Genomic DNA, 24100 nt, shown 5'->3' with positions numbered 1-24100 from the left:
ATAAAGACCTATATTGCTACAATTAAATGAGCGTTATTTCAGATTAATACGCTAGGATATTCGATAAAGAGGGGGCATATCCCATGAGTAAAGTAGTTTTATCTATATTAGTAAATAATACCTCCGGTGTGTTGAGCCGTGTTGCCGGTTTATTTAGCCGCCGTGGTTATAATATTGACAGTCTGACTGTTGGTGAGACAGAGAATCCGGCATTTTCCCGTATGACGGTATCCGTTACGGGGGATGATATTGTGCTGGAGCAGATTGAAAAACAGGTTAATAAGTTAGAAGATGTAAAATCCGTCAAACAGCTTACCGGTGAAGCGTCGGTATGCCGTGAATTGATATTGGTTAAGGTTGAAGCAGATAAAGACGCAAGACCGGCCATTAATGCGATTGTTGATATTTTCCGTGCGAAGATTGTAGATGTTGCAGATAATTCAATGATGATTGAATTGACGGGTAATCAGGCAAAACTAGACGCTTTTATTAAACTGATTGAGGGCTATGAGATAAAAGAACTGGTACGTACCGGTATTTCCGGTTTGGCTCGTGGTTTTTATGATGAAGCCAAAGAGAGTAAGTAATTTACTACTTAGAAAACCATCCACGGGATTTTATCCCGGATAGGCTTTAAATACAATTAATTTAGGAGGCTGTAAATATGTCAGAAGCAAAGATTTATTACCAGGATGACTGTAACTTGGCAGCACTGGACGGTAAAACAATTGCCGTAATCGGTTATGGTAGTCAGGGACACGCACATGCATTGAACGCAAAGGAGTCCGGATGCCACGTAATTATTGGTCTTTATGAAGGATCAAAATCATGGAAGAGAGCAGAAGAGCAGGGATTTGAAGTATATACGGCAGCCGAAGCTGCTAAAAAAGCTGACATCATCATGATTCTTATCAATGATGAACTGCAGGCAAAAATGTACAAAGAGTCCATCGAGCCAAACTTGGAAGCAGGCAATATGCTTATGTTTGCTCATGGTTTCAATATTCACTTTAACCAGATTGTTCCACCGGCAGACGTTGATGTAACGATGATTGCACCAAAAGGACCGGGACATACGGTACGCAGCGAGTATCAGGCAGGAAAAGGTGTTCCTTGTTTGGTAGCAGTACATCAGGATGCAACAGGAAAAGCTCTGGAACTTGCACTTGCTTACTCCCTTGCAATTGGTGGTGCAAGAGCCGGCGTTTTGGAGACAACTTTCCGTACAGAGACAGAGACTGACCTCTTTGGTGAGCAGGCTGTTCTTTGCGGTGGTGTTTGTGCATTGATGCAGGCTGGTTTTGAAACTTTGGTAGAAGCTGGTTATGACCCAAGAAATGCATACTTTGAGTGTATCCATGAGATGAAACTTATCGTTGATTTGATTTACCAGAGTGGTTTTGCAGGCATGAGATATTCCATTTCTAACACAGCAGAGTATGGTGATTATGTAACAGGACCAAAAATCATTACAGAGGATACAAAGAAAGCTATGAAGAAGATTCTTTCCGACATTCAGGATGGTACTTTCGCAAAAGACTTCTTGCTTGACATGTCAGAAGCTGGCGGACAGGTTCACTTCAAAGCTATGAGAAAAATAGCTGCTGAGCATCCATCAGAAGTAGTTGGTGAAGAAATCCGTAAATTGTATAGCTGGAATGGCGAAGATAAGTTGATCAACAACTAATTTTAAGATATAAACAGATAATTAAGAAGAAACCCGGTTCATTTTGTGAATTGGGTTTCTTTTTTTGTGCCTCTTTTTTAGGTTCCGTAATTTGCCAGAAAGGCTTTGCTTTTCGTGGGCACTTTCGTTTGTTGAGTACGCAGCGGTATGGGTGCTTATGCTGACGCATATACAAGCACCTTATACCGGCGTACTCAAAACCCACGAATCGCAAAGTCTTTCTGGCAAATTACCGGAAGCGTAAAAGACCCCCAAAAAAATATTTATCGCAACCCAAAACTGTGTTTAGAAATTGACGCTGCTCTTTTAAGTTTTCATAATTTTAGTATAAAGTCTTTGTGGGGAGTGGGTTTTGAGTGCGTCAGTAGGTGGCACTGGTAGTTTCAGTGCCCCTACTGTTACGTACTCAATGAACGGAAGTGCCCACGAGACGCAAAGCCTTTATACTAAAAGTAAGAAAAACCTAAAAAAGCAACATCATCTATTGCCTAAAAACCATTTCATGATTTTTATTGCAAAATATTAGAATTCATGATATGATAACAAAACGGTAAAAATAAAATAAAAAATATTAAATATAAGTTCTAAAAATGAATTATACGACATATATATAGTTATGTATAGAAAAATGCTTGATTCAAGCAGACAAAAAACAAAGGGGGTCATGAGAAATGGCAGATAAGATTTTGGGAAACAATCAGGTGAATATTTATGGTGAAGTGGTAAGTGAGTTTGCTTTTAGCCATGAAGTGTATGGTGAAGGATTCTATATGGTGTATCTTTCGGTAAAACGATTGAGCCAAGTGTATGACAAGATTCCGCTCATGGTATCGGAGCGGCTTATTGACATAACGAAGGATTACCGAGGTATGTATATGGAGGCGAGTGGACAGTTTCGCTCTTATAACCGTCATGAAGAAAATCATAACCGGCTTGTTTTATCCGTGTTTGTAAGAGATTTACATATAGACGAAGAAGAGATGGAAGTAGAGAAACCGAATTATATTTTTTTGGATGGTTATTTATGCAAACCACCGGTTTATCGAAAGACACCGCTTGGAAGAGAAATTGCGGACCTTTTGATGGCTGTCAATCGTCCGTATGGCAAATCCGATTACATTCCTTGTATCTGCTGGGGAAGAAATGCTCGTTATGCCGATGGATTTGGTGTAGGAGAACACGTTCAGCTGTGGGGACGGATTCAGAGCCGTGAATACCAGAAGCAGGTTGGTGATGAGGAATATGAAACACGCGTTGCTTATGAAATTTCCGTCAGCAAATTGGAGTGTGTGGAAGAGAGTAATGAGATTACTGCGGCCTGTGTGATTGATGAAGAAGATAAAAAAGAGTGAACTAATGCTTGACCGCTAAAGGGAAGAGTGATATTCTTTTATATAGAAAGGTAGAGGCGCGGACTTTATCAGTAGCAAATCGGACATGACAGGATGGATGATGATTTGTGAAAGGAACGTCTGCCGAAGGAGAGGATTGCCTGCACATGATTCTTCTGGGCATATGGTAAATAATCATATGACTGTCATCGCTATGATGGAGTGCTACTCGTTATCGAAAACAATGAGGAGTTGGCACGTGTGTCAGCTCCTTTTTTTGCAATCCATTCATAAGCACAAAACGTAATTCAGAAAGGATGAAGAAAATGGCTATTTTTACTGGAGCAGGTGTTGCATTGATTACACCAATGAATGACGACGGAAGTGTGAATTATGAAAAATTGAGAGAACTGTTAGAGTTTCATGTGGCAAATAAAACAGATGCCATCATTATTTGCGGAACAACCGGTGAGGCATCGACACTGTCAGATGAAGAACATTTGGAATGTATTCGTTTTGCCTGTGAAGTAATTAATAAACGGATTCCGGTTATCGCAGGAACCGGTTCGAACTGCACACAGTCGGCAATTGAGTTGTCAAAAGAAGCAGAGAAAAGTGGAGTGGATGGACTTCTCTTAGTTACTCCATATTATAACAAGGCAACACAGAATGGTTTGAAAGCACATTACAAAGCCATTGCAAAAGAAGTTAATGTTCCAATTATTTTATATAATGTACCAAGTCGTACGGGTACCAGATTAGCACCACAGACAGTTGTGGATTTGTGTCATGAAGTACCAAATATTGTCGGCGTAAAGGATGCGACAGGTGATATTTCAGAAGTTGCGGAATTAATGAGTTTAGCTAAGGGAACCGTTGATGTATATTCCGGAAATGATGACCAGATTGTGCCGGTTCTTTCCCTTGGCGGTAAAGGCGTAATTTCCGTATTATCAAATATTCTGCCAAAAGAGACCCATGATATGGTGGCAAGCTATCTTGATGGTGATGTGGTAAAGAGCTGTGAGATGCAGTTGAAATATTTTGATTTGGTAAAGGCTTTGTTCTGCGAAGTAAATCCGATTCCTGTAAAGAAGGCATTGAATCTGATGGGAATGGAAGTGGGCAGTTTGCGTCTGCCTCTTACAGAAATGGAAGATGCAAATGCAAAGAGACTGGAAGAGGAAATGAGAAAAGCCGGCGTTATCAAATAATTAGTTACGATTGAAAAAGAATTAGGAGGAAGACGATGACTCGAATTATTATGTGCGGATGTAATGGTGCAATGGGGCGCATGATTACCGGAATTGTAAATGAAGATGCTGAGGCAGAAATTGTAGCAGGAATTGATATGGTGGATACGAAAGAACATTGTTATCCTGTTTTTCAGAAATTAGCAGACTGTGATGTAGAGGCAGATGCTTTGATTGATTTCTCGACACCAAAAATTTTGGATGATATTCTTACATTCAGCAAAGAGAAAAAAGTGCCGGTAGTACTTTGCACAACCGGATATGACGATGAGCAGCTTGCTAAAATTGAAGAAGCAGCAACACAGACAGCCGTTTTGAAATCTGCGAATATGTCACTTGGTATCAACACACTTTTGAAGCTGGTGCAGGATGCGGCAAAAGTATTTGCTACAGAAGGATTTGATGTGGAAATCGTAGAAAAACATCACAACCAGAAACTGGATGCTCCATCCGGTACGGCACTTGCATTAGCGGATTCCATTAATGAGGCAATGGGAAATCCATACGAGTATGTTTATGACCGCTCGCAGAGAAGACAGAAACGTGATAAAAAAGAACTTGGCATTTCCGCAGTGCGTGGTGGTACGATTGTCGGCGACCACGATGTGATTTTTGCCGGTAAAGATGAAGTGATTACATTTTCCCATACTGCCTACAGTAAAGCTGTATTTGGAAAAGGCGCTGTGGCAGCGGCAAAATTCTTAAAAGGAAAGACAGTGGGCCGTTACGAGATGGCAGATGTCATTGCGGCAAACTGATAGGGGTGACAAGATGAGACAGGTTCAGATAAAGGATATTGTGAAAGCAGTCGGTGGTAAACTTGTTTGGGGCGATGAAAATGCTGCCGTGACAAATGTTTCAACCGATTCAAGAGAAGTAAAGACTGGAACCTTATTTGTGCCAATTATAGGAGAGCGTGTGGATGCGCACCGTTTTATTCCGGATGTGTTGGAGGCAGGGGCTTCTTGTGTATTTTTTTCGGATGACAGAGAGAAGGAAAAGAAGGGTGCCGGAATATACGTTTCCAATACACTTTTGGCAATGCAGAAATTTGCTGCCTGGTACCGCAGTAAACTTCCGGTAAGAATCATTGGTATTACCGGAAGCGTTGGAAAGACAACGACGAAGGAAATGATTGCTGCCGTACTGGAAACGAAGTACCGCACGGTTAAAACTTACAAGAATTTAAACAGCCAGATTGGTGTGGCACTGATGATGTTTGAACTGGATGAAGATACAGAACTTGCCGTGATTGAAATGGGAATCAGTATGCCGGGTGAAATGGATCGGTTAGTCGAGATGGTAAAACCGGAATGTGCGGTTTTGACAAATATTGGTGTTTCTCATATTGGGAATTTGGGTTCAAGAGAAAACATCTGCAAAGAAAAAGGAAAGATTGTTAGTTATCTTCCGGATGGCGGTACGCTGTTTGCCAGCGGCAACGGAGATGTGAGACAATTAGTTGAGACACAGGTTCCGTCCACCCGCTGCAAAGGGAACTATAAGGTTTCTTACTATGGAACAGAGTCCGGCTGTGAGTATTTTGCGGATGAAATGAGTGCAAATGAGGACGGACAGAGTTTTGTGTATCATGACAGCGAGGGAAAAGAAAAAGTTTTGCTGTCTGTGATGGGAACCCATAATGTAAATAATGCCGTGATTGCGATAGCAATTGGCCGCAAGTATGGCGTGCCGGTAAAGGATGCCATTAAGGCTTTGAAAAATTACAAGCCGATTGCGATGCGTGGTGTTGTGCATGATATAAATGGGATTCACGTTGTTGATGATACTTACAATGCAAGCCCGGATTCGATTACGAGTAATCTTCATGCGCTGTTTGATTATCCGGGAAATGGCAGACGAATTGCCGTTCTTGCGGATGTACTGGAACTGGGAAAAGATTCCGGAAAACTTCACGAGGGAATCGGACAGTTTATCATAGAGGAACAAAATAAGGGACGCAGGCTTGACTACCTCTTTACGGTTGGAAAAGAAGCGGCTCACATCAGTGATTATGTAAAGGCACATAGCGATATCCCGGTTTTTTCTGCAGAGTCTAAAGATGAAGTAATGAATGAATTGGAAACAAAACTTCAAAAAGAAGACTGGGTACTGGTAAAAGGTTCCCGTGGAATGAAAATGGATGAAGTTGTGAAACGACTGATAAAGGAGTGACAGGTTGTTTGCAGATATTATCGTAGATTTGTCGGTGGAAGCACTCGACCGGACATTTCAGTATATAATTCCGAAACAATGGGAAGGTGAAGTGTTTGCCGGGTGCTGTGTCAAAATCCCCTTTGGAAGGGGAAATCGTCTGATTCGCGGTTATGTAATGAATATAACGGATCAGGCGGCATGGCCGATTGAACGGATGAAGGAAATTTCTGAGATTGAGAAAAAGGAACTTCCGGTAGAATCTAAGTTGATTCAGTTGGCAGCATGGATTCGACAAAGATATGGAACAACAATGAATGAAGCATTAAAAACGGTGCTTCCGATTCGGAGGCAGATTAAGTCAGTGGAAGAACACTGGCTTAATTTTGCTTTGCCCGAAGATGAAATGAAGAAGGAATTAAACCGCTGTCTGTTAAAGCATTATAAAGCAAAAGCGCGCCTCCTGCAGGGAATGTTTGCAGAAGGTGGACAGATGACAAGCAAGCTGGCGGCAAAAAAATATAAGATTACGAAACCCGTGATTGACAGCATGGCGAAGGCGGGATGGATTACTGTTACAAACCAAAAGAAATATAGGAATCCGGTCTTTGATGGAAAGGCATCTTTCGAAAAAAAGATGTTGAATGAAGAACAGCAGACGGCAGTGGATGCATTTACCGGAGACTACCGGCAGGGAAGGCGGACGACGTATCTACTATATGGTGTTACCGGCAGTGGAAAAACGGAAGTCTATATGGAAATGATACAGGCAGTTTTACAGGAGAACAAACAAGTTATTATGCTGATTCCTGAAATTGCACTTACTTACCAGACGGTAGTTCGTTTTCAAAAGCGGTTTGGAGATCGGGTAACGGTATTAAATTCCAGAATGTCAGAAGGAGAAAAATACGACCAGTATGAGAGGGCAAAACAAGGAGAAGTGGATATCGTTGTCGGACCACGCTCCGCTTTGTTTATTCCATTTTCAAATCTGGGACTTATTCTCATTGATGAAGAACATGAGATGAGTTATAAAAGTGAAAAGCCGCCCAAATATCATGCAAGAGATGTGGCGATTGAGAGAGCAAGGCAGAGCGGGGCAAGTGTTGTATTAGGCTCCGCGACACCGTCAGTTGAGAGCTATGAGAAGGCGAAAACGGGAGAGTATACACTTCTTACGTTACCGCACCGAGTAAACCATGTCAGTATGCCAAAGGTTTATGTGGCGGATTTAAGGAAAGAATTAGAAGAAGGAAACCGCTCAATTTTCAGCCGTGTGCTGCAGGAGAAAATCGAGGAACGGTTAAAACGAGGGGAGCAGACCATACTATTTTTAAACCGGCGTGGATATGCAGGCTTTGTTTCTTGTCGCAGTTGTGGTTTTGTGTTAAAATGTAGTCATTGTGAAGTTTCTATGACGGCACACAAAAATCATGTCGGTGATGTAGATACATTGGTCTGTCATTATTGTGGACATGCAATCGCTATGCCAAAGACATGCCCATCGTGCGGTTCGCCATATATTGCAGCATTTGGGCTTGGCACGCAGAAAGTCGAGGAAATGCTGAATAAGCGATTTCCCACGGCAAGAGTTCTTCGGATGGATGGAGATACAACAACGGGAAAACACGGACATGAAAGTGTCCTGACACCCTTTCGTAATGGCGAGGCAGATATTTTAATTGGCACCCAGATGATTGTAAAGGGGCATGATTTCCCTAATGTTACGCTCGTGGCAGCATTAGCGGCTGACATGAGTTTATATGCGGGGGATTACCGAAGCAGTGAGCGCACATTTGAACTGCTTATGCAGGCAAGCGGCCGCGCCGGGAGGGCAGAAAAAGCCGGGGAAGTTGTGATTCAGACTTATAATCCGGAGGAATACTCAATTCAGGCGGTTGCCGGGCAGGATGCCGAATATTTTTACGAAAATGAACTGGCATTCAGGCGGCTTATGAAGTATCCGCCATATTCGCAGATGGCGGCGATTCTCATTCTATCGGAAGAAGAGAACGAAGCGAAAACATTGAGCGAAAAACTGGCAGAAAACATACATTCTGTGTGCGGTGATGCAGTTACGCTTATTGGTCCGTCAAAAGCCGGGTTAAGCCGTGCCAAAGACAGGTACCGGTATGTTCTATATGTAAAGAGCATGGACGAAGAAGCAATGGCTTGTGTCAGAGAAATTGCAGAAGAAGCAAACCGCCGTGTCGTAAATCAAAAAACATGCAGTGTGCAGTATGACAGAGACCCGGTAAATGGTTACTAAATCTAAGAAAAGAAAAGGCAGGTAGGAAAAAATGGCAATTCGTAACATTCGTATGATTGGTGATGATATTCTCACCAAAAAATGTAAAGTAGTAAAAGAGATGACAGAAAAAAATAAAGAGTTAATTGCGGATATGTTTGATACGATGTATGACGCAGATGGTGTTGGTTTAGCAGCACCTCAGGTCGGTATTTTGAAACGGATTGCCGTAATTGATATTACGGAAGACAGAAGTAATCCGATTGTTTTGATTAATCCGGAAATTATTTCGGCCGATGGTGAGCAGAGAGGCAGTGAAGGCTGTTTAAGCGTACCGGACAAAGTTGGTATAGTAACAAGACCGAATCATGTTGTCGTAAAGGCATACAATGAAGAGATGGAGCCTTTTGAGATTGAGGGAGAAGAATTGCTTGCCCGCGCTTTGGTACATGAAATCGAGCATTTAGATGGCGGTTTGTATGTAAATAAAGTGGAAGGGAGATTGTATACCATTGAGGAATTTGAAAAAGAATTTGGAGAATAGGAGACAGCACATGAATGTAATTTTTATGGGTACACCGGATTTTTCCGTTCCTGTATTAGAAGGTCTGATTGCCTCAAAAGAGCATACGGTTACAGCAGTTGTGACACAGCCGGATAAGGCGAGAGGACGCAGCGGAAAACTGGTTTTTACTCCGGTGAAAGAAGTGGCAGTTGAAAATGACATTCCGGTCTATACACCGGCACGTGTAAAAGATGCAGAATTTGTGGAACAGCTTCGAAAGATTCCATGTGATGTGATTGTAGTTGTTGCTTTTGGACAGATTTTATCCAAAGAGATTTTAGATTATCCAAAGTTCGGCTGTATTAACGTTCATGCGTCGTTACTTCCGCGCTGGCGCGGTGCGGCACCGATGCAGTGGGCAATCCTTGAAGGGGATGAAAAAACCGGTGTAACGACGATGCAGATGGCAGAAGGACTTGATACCGGTGATATGCTGTTAAAAGCAGAAACGGTGATTGAAAAAGAGGATACAGCAGAAACGATTCATGATAGGCTTTCGGAAATGGGAAAAGACCTTTTGTTAGAAACTTTGGAGAAAGTGGAAAAAGGTGAGATTGTACCACAAAAGCAGGATGACAGTTTAAGCTGCTATGCGAAAATGCTCAAAAAAGATATGGGTAAAATTGACATGAATTGGGATGCTGCGAAAGTGGAACGATATATTCGTGGAATGAATTCATGGCCGAGTGCGTATACCACATTCCGGGGAAAAACATTAAAACTCTGGCGTGCGAACGTGCTTGCTGAAAATACGGGAGAAAAACCGGGTACTGTTGTGGATGTATTAAAAAATAGTTTCATCGTTCAGACCGGTGACGGCTGTCTGGAACTTTTAGAAGTGCAGTTAGAAGGAAAGAAACGAATGGATGCCGGAAGTTTCTTGCGCGGTGTAAAAATAGAAAAGGGTGATTGTTTATGCTAGGTTACGGATATGGATATGGAAGTCCCTTTTATATGTTCTGGGACCCAACATATGTATTGATTTTAATTGGCGTTGTTTTATCATTGATTGCTTCTGCGATGGTTCGGAGAAATTTTGCAAGGTACAGTGTGGTAAGAAGTGCGTCCGGTCTTACAGGGGCTCAGGTAGCACAGCGCATTTTATCCTATGCGGGAATTAACGATGTGACGGTATGCCATATTAGTGGAAATCTGACGGACCATTATAATCCGAGAACGAAGCAGATCGGGCTTTCGGATTCTGTGTATGGCAGCAATTCAGTAGCGGCAATTGCGGTGGCGGCACATGAGTGCGGACATGTGATACAGCATGCCAATTCGTATGTACCATTATCCATTCGTACCGTATTAGTTCCGGTTGCAAATTTTGGTTCCGGAGTTTCGTGGTTTTTCATTCTTGCCGGCATTTTGTTTAGTATGCCGGTGTTAATTACGGCAGGAATTGTTTTTTTTAGTGCAGCAGTATTGTTTCAGGTTGTGACCCTTCCGGTTGAGTTTAATGCATCGAGACGTGCACTTGTGATTTTACAGGATACGGGAATTCTTGGAACAATGGAAACCGATGGCGCAAAAAAGGTTCTGCGTGCGGCGGCACTGACCTATGTGGCTTCTGCGGCTGCTGCAATTTTACAGTTGTTAAGACTGATTTTATTATTTGGAAGGAACAATCGTGACTGATGAGATTACAGGCATATGAAGTTGTTTATCAAACGATGGAAAAGGGGGAGCACAGCGACTCTGTTTTCCACCGGATTGTGGAACAGAATGATTTTTTGACGAGAGACAAACGATTTTTGAAACGTCTTTCTTACGGAACAATTGAGCGCAGTGTTGAACTAGATGCAATTCTGAATCAATTTGCAAAGATTCAGGTCTTAAAAATGACAGCACCGGTTCGCACGGTTCTTCGCATGGCACTCTATGAAATCCGCTATATGGAGAAAGTGCCGGAGGCAGTGAGCTGTCACGAGGCAGTGGAACTTTTAAAAAAGAAAGAAGGACAAAAACATACTGCTTTTGTAAATGGTGTGCTTAGGACAATACTGAGAAACGGGGATTCAATTTCTTTGAAACCGTGGGAAAGTTTATCTCTGCCACGGGATTTATATGACCATTTATGTGAACAGTACGGCAAAAAAACAACAAAAAAAATCGGCATGGCTTTTTTGGAGAATACAAAGGACATTACGTTACATATTGATACGTCTAAATGGACGAAAAAAATGTTTTGCGAGGAATTAAGGAAAGCCGGTGTCGCTGTCAAAAAAGCCTATTATATGGATGATACGGTGATTATTTCCGGTGTGGAAGACATAAAAAAAATACCGGGTTACGAAGAAGGGGTGTTTTTCGTACAGGATGAAAGCTCGATGCTCCCGGTTTTGTGTGCCGGAATCCGGCCGGGGTATAAAGTTGTGGATGTGTGCAGTGCACCCGGCGGGAAAGCAATGCATGCACTTTTATGCTTAAAGGGTGAGGGATCTTTGAGTGCCAGAGATAAAACGGTATCAAAGGTTAAAAAAATTGAGGAAAATTTTGGACGCCTAAAATTCCAAAATGTCTCCTGTAAAGTGTGGGATGCGACAAAGAGTGATGAAGCATTTTTTTCGCAGGCAGATGTTGTTCTCTGCGATGTGCCATGTTCCGGAATTGGAATTATCGGACGCAAACCGGAAATCAAATACCATGCATTGCAATATGCCAAAGAACTTGTTCCAATTCAGCGAAAGATTGTAGAAAATGCTGAGAAAATGGTAAAACCGGGAGGTGTTTTGATTTACAGTACATGCACAGTGAATCAGGCAGAAAACGAAGAAAATGTTCGCTATTTTGTAGAACACTTAGGATTAAAACTCGAGTCATTAAATTCTTTTTTGCCACCGATATTATGTAACCGCATGACGGCAGAAGGGATGCTTACGATGATACCGGGACTTCAGCAAAGTGATGGATTTTTCGTGGCGAGACTGCGGAAAACGGATAGATAACAGAGAGGAAACAGATGGATATTCGGAGCATGAATTTAGAGGAAATGGAAGCACTTGCCATTTCTCTTGGAGAAAAAGCATTCCGTGGAAAACAATTGTTCCAGTGGGTGCATGAAAAACAGGCAGATGATTTTGATGAAATGACGAATCTGAGTGCCGCTTTTCGGGAAAAATTAAAAGAGAATTACTGCATATCCGGTGTAAGGCAGGTGGAAAAACAGGTGTCGAAAAAAGAAGATACGGCAAAGTATTTATTTGCACTGGAAGATGACCATGTAATCGAAAGCGTGTGGATGAAGTATCATCATGGCAACAGCGTGTGCATTTCGTCGCAGGTGGGATGCCGGATGGGATGTACATTCTGTGCGTCTACACTTACCGGACTCACGAGGAATCTGACTGCCGGGGAAATGCTCTCACAGATTTATCAAATTCAGAAAGATACAAAAGAGAGAGTATCGAATATCATTGTGATGGGAATGGGCGAGCCCCTTGATAATTATGAGGAACTTCTACGTTTTATAAAACTGGTTTCTTGTGAGAAAGGAATTGGAATCAGCCAGCGTAATATTACCGTATCAACGTGTGGTTTGGTGGATAAAATCAGAATGCTTGCGGATGAAAAACTGCAGATTACGTTAGCAATCAGCCTGCATGCACCAAATGATGAAATCAGGCGTCAGACGATGCCGATAGCCAATCGTTATACCATTGGTGAAATCATACAGGCTTGCAAATATTATTTTGACAAAACCGGGCGCCGTATTACGTTCGAATACAGTATGATTCGCGGTGTAAACGATAAAGAAGAACATGCAAAGGAACTGGCGGGCAGGTTATCCGGTTTAAATTGTCACATTAATTTAATTCCGTTAAATGAAGTGAAAGAGAGAAATTGTTACCGCTCAACGAAGGAGGATATTGAGAAGTTCAAAACAATTCTTGAAAAATATAGAAAAACTGTTACAATAAGAAGAGAGATGGGGAGCGATATTGATGCTGCCTGTGGTCAGTTACGAAAGAAATTTCTGACGAAGAATGGTAGAAACTAGAGGAGGTCAGACAGTGGATACATTTTCTATGACAGATATGGGACTTCTTAGAAACAGCAATCAGGATAGTGTTTTCTGTGAAGAGAATCCCATTGGCAGATTTCCGAATCTGTTTCTTGTTGCAGATGGTATGGGGGGACATAAGGCAGGAGATTTAGCTTCCAGATTATGCATTGCAGAGATGGTTAAGCAGATACAGAGTTCAACAGCAAGGACTCCGGTTAGTGCTTTTGAACAAGCGATTGAAGCGGCAAATCAGAAGGTTTATCAGTGTGCGAAAGAAGATTTCGACCTTGCCGGCATGGGAACTACGGTGGTTGGTGCCATGGTAGAAGATGATGTTGCCTATATTGCAAATATTGGGGACTCACGTTTTTATCGTCTGCATGAACATTTGGAGCAGATTACTGTGGATCATTCGCTTGTGGAGGAGATGGTTCAGTCAGGTGAAATCCAAAAGGAAGAGATGCGGACCCATCCAAATAAGAATATTATTACAAGAGCGCTGGGGACGGATGATACCGTCAGACCGGATTGTTTTGAGGTGAAAGTAGAGCCGGGGGATGTACTATTACTGTGCTCGGATGGACTGACAAATATGGTTGAAGACAGCCAGATAGAGAAGATTGTAAAAGAAAATAAAGAAGATATGAAACTGGCAGGGGAAAAATTGGTTCAACAGGCGAACGAAGCCGGTGGCAAAGATAACATCAGCGTGATTTTAGTTCGACTGTAAAGGAGTGAAAGAATGATTAATATTGGTGCAGTAATTAGTGGAAGATATGAAATAATCGAAAAAGTCGGAACCGGCGGTATGGCAGATGTATATCGTGCCAAAGACCATCGGTTAAATCGTTATGTGGCGGTTAAAATATTAAAAAATGAGTATAGCGAGGATGCGAAATTTGTTACAAAATTCCGTCAGGAGGCACAGGCAATTGCGTGTTTATCCCATCCGAATATTGTAGGAGTCTATGATGTAGGACAGGAACAGGATATGCACTATATTGTGATGGAATTTGTAGACGGCATCACTTTGAAAAAATACATTGAGCAGAAGGGCAAACTCTCGGTGAGAGAGGCAGTTGGAATTGGACTCCAGATTGCAAATGGTTTGGAGGCTGCGCATGCCAATCATATTATTCACCGTGATATTAAACCTCAGAATATATTGATTTCGAAAGATGGTACGGCAAAGGTAAGTGACTTTGGAATTGCCAAGGCAGCAAGTTCGAATACAATTACAGCAAATGCCATGGGCTCGGTACATTACATTTCTCCGGAACAGGCAAGGGGAGGATTCAGTGATGAGAAGAGTGATATCTATTCACTGGGTGTATCGATGTATGAGATGTTAAGCGGTTCTCTTCCGTTTACCGGTGAGAGTGCAGTGGCAATTGCCTTAGCGCATATTCAGGAAGATGCGACTCCGTTAGATGCCATTGATGCGACAATTCCACACGGACTTAGTAATATTGTTGCAAAATGTATGCAGAAGAAAACGGAACTTCGCTATCCGACGGTGATGGATTTGATTGCGGATTTGAAGATGTTTTTACAGGATCCGACCGGTGAGTACGGTGTGATTCGTAATTTGTATGAAAATGCGGATACCATTTTTATTCCGAGTAATGACGTGAATTCGTTAAAGGCAGCTTCTACGAAACAGGCATTAGATGAAAAGACGGAAGAAGAGGCAGACGAAGAATCAAACGGTGAAGTTGACCCGAAATTAGAGAAGGCATTGATTATCGGAAGCATAACCGTTGCTATTATTATTGGTGTAATTATTATTTATCTGTTAGGTCGATTTGTAGGTTTCTGGGGAGGAAGTTCATCCTCCAATGAAGCGACACCGGAGCCGACTTCACAGACAACACAGGCAAGTAAAGAACCGGTCAGCACGCCGGAGAGCAATAAAACACAGGTTCCGCAGATTAAAGGTCTGACACAGGAACAGGCACAGAGCATGCTCGATAGTGCAGGATTAGATTATAAATTTGAGACAGCAGAATCTAGTGATGTAGAACCGGGACAGGTAATCAGTACTACACCTGCAATTGGATCTGAAGTATCAGAAGGTGACACCATTACGGTATACCTTCGTGCGTCCCAGCTTCCAAGTGTATGGGGAATGACGCCGGAAGCTGCGGAGGAGGCACTTAAATCGGCTGGATTTGTTCCAAAACGTGGTGCGGATGTTTACAGTGATAAAACAGAAGAAGGCAAGGTTGTTTATACAAGTCCAAAACAGGGCGAGGATGTGGCTGCTGGTTCTACGATTACGTATTATGTAAGTAAAGGAGCAGAGACGGTTAGCGTGCCGGATTTATTAGGTAAAACAAAGAGTCAGGCGAAAACCGCACTTGAGAAGGTAGGATTAAAGTTAGGTACGACATCAAGTAGTTATTCAGACAATTTTGCCAAGAACAGAATTTGTGTACAGAGTAAATCCAGTGGCAAAAAAGTGAAAAAAGGAACAACGGTTAATGTGACGATAAGCCTTGGGCAGGAGCAGACCTATACCTATAAGATGTCGGGGACAATCCGCATTGACAGTCCGTTTGATTACGAGACTGACCCGGCAGCAACGATTAAAATTGTTTTAAATCAGGATGGTCAGACAAAGACTATTTTGAACCGCAGTTTGACACATATGGATTTTCCATTGTCACTTTCCGGCGATGAAGTCACCGGCTTTAGCGGCTCTCAGGGCGAACTGATTGTATACAAGGATTCCAAGCGAGTGGATTCCTACAACGTAACCTTTAAGAAAGTTGCGGATTAATGAGAGGGAAAATCGTAAAAGGAATTGCCGGATTTTATTATGTCTGGTGTGAAGATGACAAACTGTATGAATGTAAGGCAAAAGGAAGTTTCCGAAAAGAGGGAATTAAACCTTTAGTTGGAGATAATGTTACGGTTTGTGTGCTGGATGAAGAGAAGCATCTTGGAAATCTGGAGGAGATTTTACCGAGAAAAAATGAGTTGATTCGTCCGGCGGTGGCAAACGTTGATCAGGCACTTATCGTTTTTGCGATGGCAAACCCGATGCCGAATCTTAATCTGCTAGACCGTTTTTTACTTATGATGGAATGGCAGAATGTAGAGACCATTATCTGTTTCAGTAAACAGGATATAGTGTCTGAGGAGGAAGAAAAGCATTTTTTGTCAATTTATGAAAAATGTGCAAATCAGGTATTGACAATCAGCAATACCGAAAATATGGGAATTGATAAAGTAAAACAATGTCTGGAAGGGAAAACAACGGTTTTGGCAGGACCGTCCGGCGTGGGAAAGTCCAGCCTTTTAAACCGTTTATGCCCGCAGGCGGCTTCTGTGACCGGTTCTGTGAGTGAGAAAATCGGCAGAGGCCGGCATACCACAAGACATTCTGAAATTTATTCTCTGGGGAATCAGACGTTTTTGTTTGATACTCCGGGATTTAGTTCCTTAAAGCCGCCGGAGGTGGAAAAAGAGGAACTGCGAAGGTATTTTACCGAGTTTCTGCCCTATGAGGGGCAGTGCAAATATTGGGGTTGTACTCACATTCATGAACCTGGATGTATGGTAAAAGAGGCCAGGGGACGAGGTGAAATCGGTGAGACTCGTTATGAGAACTACGTGCAGATATTTAACGAGCTTGCTGAATGCGAACGACGAGGGAATTGGAGGAATAAGAAATGACATATAAATTGTCACCATCAATTCTGGCGGCGGACATTACTTGTTTAGGTCAGGAAGTGAAGACCGCGCAAAGCGCCGGAGCAGACTATATTCATATTGATGTAATGGACGGGGTGTTTGTACCAAACTTGTCATTTGGTACAACAATAGTAAGAGGGCTTCGTGAGTGTACGGACCTGTTTTTTGATGTGCATTTAATGATTGTAAATCCGATTAAGCATGTGGAGCGGTTTGCGGGAATTGGTGCGGATGGAATCACGGTTCATGCAGAAGCCTGTGATGACTTGGAAGCAACAATTGACGAGATACGTCGATGTGGTGCCAAAGCGGCGGTGGCACTTAGCCCGGATACGGATATTGATGTGGTTCTTCCGTTTTTGGACAAGTTATCCATGGTTTTGGTTATGACAGTATATCCGGGGTATGGTGGACAAAAAATTGTCACAAGAACATTTTCAAAGATTGCAAAGCTTCGCTCAATTATTGATGAGAGAAATCTTTCCGTTGATATCGAAGTTGATGGCGGCGTCAATCTTCAGAATGTTGAGGAGATTAAAAAGGCAGGGGCCAATATATTTGTTGCCGGCACAAAAATATTTAAAGGCAATGTTCTGGAGAATATTAGGAACTTTAAAGAATTATTGAAGTAAATACAAAATAAGGAATACACAGGCTGTAAATAGTCAATATGAATTGACATATTTACAGCCTTTATTGCTATTTCTGACGATAAATGTTATCAATAACCTGCTTGCAATAATAGCAAAATATGTCATAATAGTTAGTAGTGTCTAACTGAGAAAGAGATTGTTGCATGAAAGGAGTAATTATGTCAAATCAGGAGAGTAAGTTTTTGGAGATTGTGGACTTAAAGAAAGGCTTCGGAAGCGGAGAAACCAGACAGGAGGTACTTCGTGGAATGAATTTTTCCGTTGCCAAAGGGGAGTTCTGTGTATTGTTAGGACCATCCGGTTCGGGAAAGTCTACTTTGTTAAACATTATTGGGGGAATTGATTCTGCCGATTCAGGCTATATCGCAATTCATGGTGATAAATTGGAGGATTTAGGGGAAAAAGAATTAACCAGGTACCGCAGAACACATCTTGGATATGTATTTCAGATGTATAATTTGATTGCCAATCTGAATGTGAAAGAGAATATTGAAGTAGGAGCTTATTTGTCTGATGATTCTTTGGATATTGATGATCTTTTACATACACTGGGACTGTATGAGCACCGCTATAAACTGCCAAATCAGCTTTCCGGTGGTCAGCAGCAGAGAGTTTCCATTGGGCGTGCGATTGTAAAAAATCCGGATATCTTACTTTGTGATGAGCCAACCGGAGCACTTGATTACAACACGTCAAAAGAAATTTTGAAATTGATTGAAGATGTAAACAAAAAATACGGAAATACCGTTATTATGGTAACACATAATGAGGCAATTCGTCATATGGCAGACCATGTCATTAAGCTGCGTGATGGAAGCGTCAGACACAATGATATCAATGAGCAGAAGATTTCGGCAATGGATTTGGAATGGTAGGAGGATGAATGGGATGAAGAAAAACAAGACGAAAAATCCATTAATTAAACGTGTGCCGAGAGAATTAAAAGGGGATTGGAGCAAATATCTCTTAGTCAGTCTGTTTATGATTTTTGTTATCGGGTTTATTTCCGGTATGTATGTGGCAAATGAGAGTATGCTGACAGCGGCAACCGAGAATACGAAAAAGTCAATTTGCGAAGATGGACATTTTGAACTCTTACAAAAGGCTAAAAAAGGAGTTTTTGATTCGCTTTCTGCCACAATATACGAGGATTTTTATTACAATTTAGATGAGGATAAAGATGGCGATGGAAAAAAAGAGGGAACCATCCGCATTTTTCAAAAAAATAATGAGGTCAATCTGGCAAGTGTTTTAGATGGAAGACTTCCGGAAAATAAAAATGAAATTGCGATTGACCGTATGCATGCGGACAATGCAGGAATAAAGGTTGGCGATACGATTAGTGCCGGTGGTGAGAAATATGAAGTTTCAGGTCTGATTGCGTATGTCAATTATGCGACGCTGCATGAAAAAAGCACAGATTTGATGTTTGATGCCATAACATTTGATGTGGCAATGGTGACAAAAGAGGGATGGGAACGGTTAAATGGTACATGCCATTATAACTACGCATGGCGTTATGATAAAAGACCGGCAGATGATGTAGATGAGAAAGAAATGTCAGACGATTTTCTGGATGATTTATACAAAGAGGTGATTACTTCCGGCAATCAGGTGGAGGATTACACACCGGCTTATGCGAATCCGGCAATTACCTTTGCAACAGACGATATGGGTTCGGATTTAGCAATGGGCGGTGTGATTTTGGATGTGCTCATTGTAATTATTGCCTTTATTTTTGCCGTGACAATTAGTAACACGATTAAGAAAGAGTCGATGACGGTTGGTACGCTTCGTGCGTCCGGTTACACAAAGGGAGAACTTGTGAGGCATTACTTGGCGGCTCCTGTCATTGTGACATTTGTGTCTGCCATTATCGGTAATATTTTAGGTTACACGGTGTTTAAAGAATTAATTGTCTATATGTATTACAGTAACTACAGTCTGCCGACATATGTGACTTTATGGAATCCGGATGCATTTATAAAGACAACGATTATTCCGGTTGTTCTTATGTTTGTTATTAATTTATTGGTTCTTATACGGATGCTGCGTCATACACCATTGCAGTTTTTACGCTGTGATTTGAAAAAGAACAAACGAAAGAAAGCAATGCGTCTGCCGAGATGGAACTTTTTGAGTCGTTTTCGTCTGCGTATTATTTTCCAGAACATACCGAACTATTTAATATTGTTTGTGGGAATTGCCTTTATTTCCATTATGTTAGCAATGGCAATCGGAATGCCGTCTACTCTGCAGTATTACAAAGACAATACAAAGGATATGATGTTTGCCGACTACCAGTATGTTCTGAAAAATTATAAAGATGAAACGGGAAAAGAAATTACAACGAAAAATTCCGATGCAGAAAAATTCAGTATGGATTCTCTGCTGTATAAGACGGATGCCATGGATGAAGAAGTGTCGATATACGGTGTAGAAGATACGAGTAAGTATATTTCTCTGCCGGATGCAAAGAATTTAAAAGAGAAAGAAGTTTACATTTCCAAGCCGTTTAGTGATAAGTATGATGTAGCTGTTGGTGATACGGTTACACTCAATGCGAAATACGAGAAAAAGAAATATTTGTTCAAAGTAAAAGGCTTTTTTGAACACTCACAGAGTATTGCGGTCTTTATGCCGATTGAGCAGTATCGGACGGTATTTGACAAAGACGAGGATGCATTTGATGGATTTTTTACAAATACCAAAATAAAAGATGTGAAAAAGGATTATATTGCAACGGTAATTACGGAGAGAGAGATTACGAAGATGAGTAACCAGCTTGACCATACGATGGGCTCTTATATGCTGTACTTCCAGTTCTTATGTGTGGTTTTGTCGGCCGTACTGATTTATTTGTTGACAAAAATCATCATTGAGAAAAATGAGGTAGCGATATCTATGACAAAAATTCTCGGTTATACAGACGGAGAAATAGCAAAATTATATCTTCTTGCAACAACGATTGTTGTGATCATTTGTGCGGCACTGAGTGTTTTGGTTGGAACCCTTGTGATGCGGAGTGTATGGGCGGTTATGCTGCAAAGCATGAGCGGATGGTTCACTTTTATTATGGGACCTTTGGATTATTTCAAGATGTTTGCGTTTATTTTTGTTGGCTATTTGGTTGTCATGTTCTTTGACTTTAGAAGAATCCGAAAGATTCCTCTTGATGAAGCATTAAAGAGAGTGGAGTAAAAAGAATAGTTTTCTTGCTAATAAAAATTATCAATAAGAAAAAACGGGGTGGACATTTTTTGAAAGAGGACTATAATATTTTTCAAGAAATGGATAAAACGGAGGTGTCGTTAAGATGAAATTATTGAAAAAAATTAACGGAAAACATACGGGATTATTTGCAGCAGGTCTGCTCCTTGGTACAGCAGGAGTGAAAATTCTTTCCAGCAAAGACGCAAAGAATGTATATACAAAATGTACCGCTGCTGTTCTCCGTGCAAAAGAATCTGTTATGAAGACGGTTACGACGGTTCAGGAAAATGCTGGTGACATTTATGCAGAAGCACAGCAGATTAATGAAGATCGTAAAGCACAGGAAACTTCATATGCAGATGAAAGTCAGACAGAAGAATAAGATGCTTATCAAAAAACACCTGTCGGTTTGCACGGGTGTTTTTTGTATATCTGAGAGGTGATAGATATGAAATTTAAAGTTTTGCATAATATGCGTGGCAGAATGCGTATTCATGTAATGACAAATGAAATGACGGATTTGCAGGCGGATAAACTGGAGTATGATTTGGCAGCACAGGATATGATTTTGACTGCTAAAGTTTATGAGAGAACAAGTGATGTAGTAATTACCTATGCAGGAGAAAGACAGCTCCTTCTCTCTTATCTGCAAACTTACTATTATAGACGGAAGGTAGAAGAAGATGAGACACTTGCCCGATCCGGCCGTGCGATGAACCGGAAATATTGGGACAAATTAGTGAACCGTGTTGTGCTTCGTATGGGAAGTAAACTTTTTGTTCCGGCTCCGATACGAACCGGACTTGTTTTGGCAAAATCGCTTTCTTACATTAAGAAGGCTCTGTCTTGTGTAGGCAGGAGAAAGATTGAAGTTCCGCTGCTTGATGGTATCGCGATTACAACGTCAATTGTAAGAGGCGATTATGGAACGGCAGGTTCTGTTATGTTCCTTCTTGATTTAGGAGAAATCATGGAGGAGTGGACTCACAAAAAATCAGTGGATGATTTGGCAAAGAAAATGTCATTAAATGTAAGTAAAGTATGGCTTAATGTGGATGGCAGAGAGGTTCTTACGGATGTTTCGAAGATAGAGACAGGTGATTGTGTGACCGTGCATATGGGAAATGTCATTCCGCTTGATGGCGTAATCAAAGAAGGAGAGGGCATGGTGAATCAGGCCTCTCTTACCGGCGAGGCAATTCCGGTTGCGAAGAAACCGGGAGGTTATGTTTATGCCGGAACGGTGCTTGAAGAGGGAGAACTTCTGATTGAGGTTAAAGAGAATTCCGGCACAACCAAATATGAAAAAATTGTTGCCATGATAGAGGAAACGGAAAAATTAAAATCAACGGTAGAAAGCCGGGCAGAGCATCTGGCAGACCGTTTGGTTCCGTATACATTGGCAGGAACCGGTCTTGTTTATCTTTTGATGAGAAATGTTACCAAAGCACTTTCTGTACTGATGGTGGATTTTTCCTGTGCGCTGAAATTATCTATGCCAATTTCTGTTTTGTCGGCGATGCGCGAAGCACAGTCACATGGCATTACCGTCAAAGGTGGAAAGTTCTTAGAGGCAATAGCAGAGGCAGATACAATTGTGTTTGATAAGACAGGAACGATTACAAAAGCACAGCCGGTTGTATCCGATGTGATTTCGTTCTGTGATGAAGAGCCGGATGAACTTTTAAGAATTGCCGCATGTTTAGAGGAACATTTTCCTCATTCGATGGCAAAAGCTGTTGTACGCGCGGCGATGGACAAAGGACTTGTTCACGAAGAAAATCATTCCAAAGTGGAATATATCGTAGCACATGGTATTTCTTCGCGGATTCAGGACAAGAAAGTAATCATCGGAAGTTATCATTTTGTATTTGAAGATGAACAATGTGTGATTCCACAGGGCAAGGAAGAATTGTTTGAATCCCTTTCGGGTGAATGTTCACATTTGTATCTGGCAATTGATGGTGTTTTAGCTGCTGTCATTGCGATTACGGATCCAATCCGCGAGGAGGCACCGCAGGTTGTTTCCATGCTTCGCAAGTGCGGGCTTTCTAAAATTGTTATGATGACAGGAGACAGCGAGCGGACTGCTAAAGTGGTTGCTGCTAAAGTTGGTGTGGATGAATATTATTCAGAGGTTTTGCCGGAAGACAAAGCATCTTACGTGGAAAAAGAACATCAGGCAGGGCGTAAAGTTATCATGATTGGTGATGGTGTGAATGATTCTCCGGCACTTTCTGCAGCAGATGTCGGAATTGCAATTTGTGATGGTGCAGAGATGGCACGGGAGATTGCCGATATTACCATTGCAGGCGACAATCTGGAAGAATTAGTTACCTTAAAACGGTTAAGCAATGCGTTAGTAAAGCGGATTCATGGAAATTACCGACAGATTGTCGGTTTTAATACCGGATTGATTTTGTGCGGGATTGGTGGTGTTATGCAGCCGGCAACGTCAGCACTTTTGCATAATACATCAACCTTGGCAATCAGTGTTAAGAGCATGAAGGATTTGCTGAATGAAAATGACGAAAAATAGGACATATAACCTTTGGGGTTATACGGCATGAACAAAAGGAACCTGCATAAAAACAGGTTCCTTAAATGAGGGAAAATCCCTGTCGAAGACTGGTTCAGGATAATTATGACAAAATGTAGAAATTTCATTGTAATTATTCCGTAAATCATCACTTGATTTAATTGTTGGCATAAAAATACCTCCTTACTCCATAACAAAATTATGCACAAGTTTTGCTATGCTGTCAATGGATATACTGCTTGAGTTTCCACAGTTTTATACACAAGTGCGTCATTTCCCATGTCAAAGTCCAGTCCGGAAAAGATATTTATCTTGTATGACCAATTGCGGTGAATTATAAAGGACATAAGAAGTGATTCGTGAGTTAAAATGCGATATTTCGCATTTTTAATTTGTTTTTTGTGAAAATATATTGTGTATAACGAATATAAATGATATAATCTATATTATATCTGTGTTTGATAAAAATATTATTTTAACTATAGTTTTTTGAAATATGTAATTCGCCTGGAAGGAGACTGAAATTATGTCTGTTAGTTATAAAAAATTGTGGAAATTATTAATTGATAAAGATATGTTGAAGAAAGATTTGCGAACAATGACAGGTGTTAGTACTACTACAATGTCGAGACTGTCAAAGGATGAAAATGTAAGTACAGAAATCTTGTCAAAGATATGTGCGGCTTTAAACTGTGACGTTGGAGATATTATGGAGTTTGTTCCTGACAGGAAAGACAAGCAGGAGGTGTAGA

At 41.3% G+C, this 24100-nt stretch carries 21 protein-coding genes, 1 pseudogene and 1 riboswitch; of the genes and pseudogenes, 21 read left to right on the top strand and 1 reads right to left on the bottom strand.

Features of this window, described 5'->3' with window-relative positions:
• The first annotated feature begins 83 nt into the window (after positions 1–83).
• From ilvN to DW019_RS04835, 20 genes are all read left to right on the top strand, one after another.
• Positions 84–587 (top strand): acetolactate synthase small subunit, encoded by a 504-nt coding sequence (ilvN, locus tag DW019_RS04930; RefSeq protein WP_118442712.1) that lies wholly within the window; start codon positions 84–86, stop codon positions 585–587.
• A 77-nt stretch (positions 588–664) separates the two neighbouring features.
• Positions 665–1687 carry a ketol-acid reductoisomerase gene (ilvC, locus tag DW019_RS04925; protein ID WP_022376926.1) on the top strand — a complete coding sequence of 341 codons (1023 nt, stop codon included), beginning with the start codon at positions 665–667 and terminating at the stop codon, positions 1685–1687.
• 671 nt (positions 1688–2358) lie between these two features.
• On the top strand, positions 2359–3039 hold the full coding sequence (locus DW019_RS04920; RefSeq protein WP_117478054.1) for a single-stranded DNA-binding protein: 681 nt from the start codon (positions 2359–2361) through the stop codon (positions 3037–3039).
• A gap of 43 nt (positions 3040–3082) precedes the next feature.
• A riboswitch (Lysine riboswitch) is annotated at positions 3083–3254 on the top strand.
• A 90-nt stretch (positions 3255–3344) separates the two neighbouring features.
• Positions 3345–4232, top strand: a complete 888-nt coding sequence (gene dapA / locus DW019_RS04915; protein ID WP_118442711.1) for a 4-hydroxy-tetrahydrodipicolinate synthase — start codon at positions 3345–3347, stop codon at positions 4230–4232.
• Between the two features lie 35 nt (positions 4233–4267).
• Entirely contained in the window at positions 4268–5029 is a 762-nt protein-coding gene (dapB, locus tag DW019_RS04910) for a 4-hydroxy-tetrahydrodipicolinate reductase (RefSeq protein WP_118442710.1), read from the top strand.
• A gap of 13 nt (positions 5030–5042) precedes the next feature.
• On the top strand, positions 5043–6446 hold the full coding sequence (murF, locus tag DW019_RS04905; protein WP_182431045.1) for a UDP-N-acetylmuramoyl-tripeptide--D-alanyl-D-alanine ligase: 1404 nt from the start codon (positions 5043–5045) through the stop codon (positions 6444–6446).
• Positions 6447–6450: 4 nt separating this feature from the next.
• A complete protein-coding gene (priA, locus tag DW019_RS04900) occupies positions 6451–8694 on the top strand; it encodes a primosomal protein N' (RefSeq protein ID WP_118442708.1) in 2244 nt (747 codons plus the stop codon).
• 31 nt (positions 8695–8725) lie between these two features.
• Positions 8726–9217 carry a peptide deformylase gene (gene def / locus DW019_RS04895; protein ID WP_022376932.1) on the top strand — a complete coding sequence of 164 codons (492 nt, stop codon included), beginning with the start codon at positions 8726–8728 and terminating at the stop codon, positions 9215–9217.
• A gap of 10 nt (positions 9218–9227) precedes the next feature.
• Positions 9228–10160, top strand: a complete 933-nt coding sequence (fmt, locus tag DW019_RS04890; protein WP_118442707.1) for a methionyl-tRNA formyltransferase — start codon at positions 9228–9230, stop codon at positions 10158–10160.
• A complete protein-coding gene (locus tag DW019_RS04885; protein WP_022376934.1) occupies positions 10154–10876 on the top strand; it encodes a zinc metallopeptidase in 723 nt (240 codons plus the stop codon). Before fmt ends, DW019_RS04885 begins: the two co-directional genes overlap by 7 nt.
• Positions 10876–12186, top strand: coding sequence for a 16S rRNA (cytosine(967)-C(5))-methyltransferase RsmB (gene rsmB / locus DW019_RS04880; protein ID WP_118442706.1), 1311 nt, complete (start codon positions 10876–10878; stop codon positions 12184–12186). The genes DW019_RS04885 and rsmB overlap by 1 nt, the downstream gene beginning before the upstream one ends.
• Positions 12187–12200: 14 nt before the next feature.
• On the top strand, positions 12201–13238 hold the full coding sequence (gene rlmN / locus DW019_RS04875) for a 23S rRNA (adenine(2503)-C(2))-methyltransferase RlmN (RefSeq protein WP_117478047.1): 1038 nt from the start codon (positions 12201–12203) through the stop codon (positions 13236–13238).
• A 13-nt stretch (positions 13239–13251) separates the two neighbouring features.
• Complete coding sequence (locus DW019_RS04870; protein WP_022376570.1) at positions 13252–13974, top strand: Stp1/IreP family PP2C-type Ser/Thr phosphatase; 723 nt, start codon at positions 13252–13254, stop codon at positions 13972–13974.
• Positions 13975–13986: 12 nt separating this feature from the next.
• Positions 13987–16026, top strand: coding sequence for a Stk1 family PASTA domain-containing Ser/Thr kinase (gene pknB, locus DW019_RS04865; protein WP_117478046.1), 2040 nt, complete (start codon positions 13987–13989; stop codon positions 16024–16026).
• Positions 16026–16925 (top strand): ribosome small subunit-dependent GTPase A, encoded by a 900-nt coding sequence (gene rsgA / locus DW019_RS04860; RefSeq protein WP_117478045.1) that lies wholly within the window; start codon positions 16026–16028, stop codon positions 16923–16925. The genes pknB and rsgA overlap by 1 nt, the downstream gene beginning before the upstream one ends.
• Complete coding sequence (gene rpe / locus DW019_RS04855; protein ID WP_118442705.1) at positions 16922–17575, top strand: ribulose-phosphate 3-epimerase; 654 nt, start codon at positions 16922–16924, stop codon at positions 17573–17575. Before rsgA ends, rpe begins: the two co-directional genes overlap by 4 nt.
• A gap of 179 nt (positions 17576–17754) precedes the next feature.
• Positions 17755–18471 carry an ABC transporter ATP-binding protein gene (locus tag DW019_RS04850; RefSeq protein WP_022376566.1) on the top strand — a complete coding sequence of 239 codons (717 nt, stop codon included), beginning with the start codon at positions 17755–17757 and terminating at the stop codon, positions 18469–18471.
• A 13-nt stretch (positions 18472–18484) separates the two neighbouring features.
• On the top strand, positions 18485–20797 hold the full coding sequence (locus tag DW019_RS04845) for an ABC transporter permease (protein ID WP_118442704.1): 2313 nt from the start codon (positions 18485–18487) through the stop codon (positions 20795–20797).
• A gap of 115 nt (positions 20798–20912) precedes the next feature.
• Complete coding sequence (locus DW019_RS04840) at positions 20913–21191, top strand: DUF6110 family protein (protein WP_117478042.1); 279 nt, start codon at positions 20913–20915, stop codon at positions 21189–21191.
• 66 nt (positions 21192–21257) lie between these two features.
• Entirely contained in the window at positions 21258–23348 is a 2091-nt protein-coding gene (locus DW019_RS04835; protein WP_118442703.1) for a heavy metal translocating P-type ATPase, read from the top strand.
• A gap of 84 nt (positions 23349–23432) precedes the next feature.
• Here the strand turns inward: DW019_RS04835 and DW019_RS04830 are convergent.
• Positions 23433–23519 (bottom strand): annotated as a pseudogene (locus DW019_RS04830) (antitoxin PHD); the annotation flags it as partial.
• Between the two features lie 355 nt (positions 23520–23874).
• Here DW019_RS04830 and DW019_RS04825 point away from each other — a divergent pair.
• Complete coding sequence (locus DW019_RS04825) at positions 23875–24099, top strand: helix-turn-helix transcriptional regulator (RefSeq protein ID WP_118442702.1); 225 nt, start codon at positions 23875–23877, stop codon at positions 24097–24099.
• Position 24100 lies beyond the last annotated feature (1 nt).

The sequence above is a fragment of the Clostridium sp. AF37-5 genome (assembly GCF_003477605.1).
GTDB lineage: Bacteria > Bacillota > Clostridia > Lachnospirales > Lachnospiraceae > Eubacterium_F.
The sequence above is the reverse complement of the archived record's forward strand: the minus strand, read 5'-3'. Positions and strand labels throughout refer to the sequence as shown.